Below are 1,765 nucleotides of genomic sequence, written 5' to 3'. Positions count from 1 at the left end.
GCGCAAAGTCGATGCGGACGACGGGGGCAAATCGAAATCGAAACCGGCCGGCGCGATGCAGGCCGGGGCGCGACAATACCCGGCACCGCCTTTCCCCAAGCAACATCACCCCAAACCCGGCCATGAGGCCGAGATCAGACCGGCTCCGCTTTACGATGCRCCGTTCTGGCGCGGCTCCGGCAAGCTGGARAGCAAGGTGGCACTGGTCACTGGCGGCGATTCCGGCATCGGGCGGGCAGTCGCAGTCCTTTTCGCGCGCGAAGGCGCCGACGTCGCGATCGTCTATCTGTCGGAGGATGGCGACGCCGAGGTGACGAAGCAAGCGGTAGAAGGCGAGGGTCGCCGCTGCATCCTGCTCCGCGGCGATGTCTCAGACCGGACCTTCTGCCGCAAGGCTGTGACCACTACCGTCAAGCAACTGGGAGGGCTCGACGTCCTCGTCAATAACGCAGCATTCCAGGTGCATTCGACTGATTTTGCCGACCTGACCGAGGAGCATTTCGACACGACGCTGAAGACCAATCTCTACGGCTATTTCCATATGGCCAAGGAGGCGGTGGCGCATATGAAGGCTGGCTCGGCAATCGTCAATACGGGTTCTATAACCGGTATAGACGGGTCGAAAGAACTGATCGACTACTCGATGACCAAGGGGGGTATTCACGCCTTCACAAGAGCCCTGTCAGGCAACCTTATCGACAAAGGCATCCGCGTCAATGCAGTGGCACCGGGTCCAGTGTGGACACCGCTCAACCCTTCCGAAAAACAGGCTGGCGACGTCTCGAAGTTTGGTGCAAAGACGCCGATGAGACGTCCAGCGCAGCCGGAAGAGATCGCACCCKCCTATGTGTTTCTGGCAYCTCCGCAATGTTCAAGCTACATCACCGGCGAAATCCTGCCGATCATAGGTGGTTATTGACCACCTTATCCCCCATCGGCGAAACCTTTGGACGGATCGAAAGTTCGACCTCAGGCACCGAATTCTTTCCGGTCTGGCGTTGCTTTGTCGTCCAGCGCTGCCTGCACCGCTATCCCTCAGCCTTGAAATTCTTTGCCTTTTCCGCGGCCTTCTTCTTGTCGCCGCCGTGCTCGCGCAAAAGATCCTTCGCCTGCTTAGGCGACACGTCGGTCGTCTCGGCGAGGTGCATCGCCTCGCGGTCGGTATCCTGGGATTTGGTCTGGTCCTTTGGCATGGTGCTGTCTCCGGTGTGTGAAGGACAACAACAAACTCGCAGGTCGGTTCCCCCTGCTAGGGAACGGGCGATGCATTCCTAAATGGAGAAGATGCCTGATCTGCACGATGTCCCATCTCTGCAGGCTTATGCACGCTTTCATCGACAACGGGCCAACCAATACTCTCGTCGGCTAGTTGTTCTCTCGGCGCTTCTCAATCTCATATGTCATCCACCGGCAGAACATGCCGATGATGGATAAGGCGGCGCCGCCAACCAGACAGGCTGTGAGCACATAGCTTTTCGAAGCGACGCCCGACCAGCTTACAATGGCGAGCAGGATCACGCTCGTCGTTGAGATGAGATAGCCCACTCCCTTCAGCATGTGCAGAGAAGGTTTTGTCATATCTGGACCTCTTCCTAGTCGGCTCTTCGGAACATTCCGCGCGCTCTGAAGTTCCATCGCGTGTCACGAGAGCGGATGGAACCTGCCGAAATCGCCACACAAATCCGAAAGAGAGGCATCCCGATGCCCAACTACCAGAAGCTGCCGACAACCTCCAACGGCCTCATTCGCGTAGTGATCGAAACCC

3 protein-coding genes are annotated in these 1,765 nt (G+C 58.1%); 1 reads left to right on the top strand and 2 read right to left on the bottom strand.

Annotation, left to right across the window (positions count from 1 at the left end; all coding sequences use genetic code 11):
- Positions 1–919, top strand: a 919-nt coding sequence (locus ACXJ7R_RS31745) for an SDR family oxidoreductase (RefSeq protein WP_457155260.1), incomplete at its 5' end; no start/stop codon positions are given.
- A gap of 109 nt (positions 920–1,028) precedes the next feature.
- Here ACXJ7R_RS31745 and ACXJ7R_RS31740 read toward each other — a convergent pair.
- Complete coding sequence (locus ACXJ7R_RS31740; protein WP_457155259.1) at positions 1,029–1,193, bottom strand: hypothetical protein; 165 nt, start codon at positions 1,191–1,193, stop codon at positions 1,029–1,031.
- Between the two features lie 172 nt (positions 1,194–1,365).
- Positions 1,366–1,578, bottom strand: coding sequence for a hypothetical protein (locus ACXJ7R_RS31735; RefSeq protein WP_457155258.1), 213 nt, complete (start codon positions 1,576–1,578; stop codon positions 1,366–1,368).
- Between the last annotated feature and the right edge of the window lie 187 nt (positions 1,579–1,765).

This window comes from Mesorhizobium sp. P5_C1 (assembly GCF_054049815.1).
This window is presented reverse-complemented; position numbering and strand designations above follow the sequence as displayed.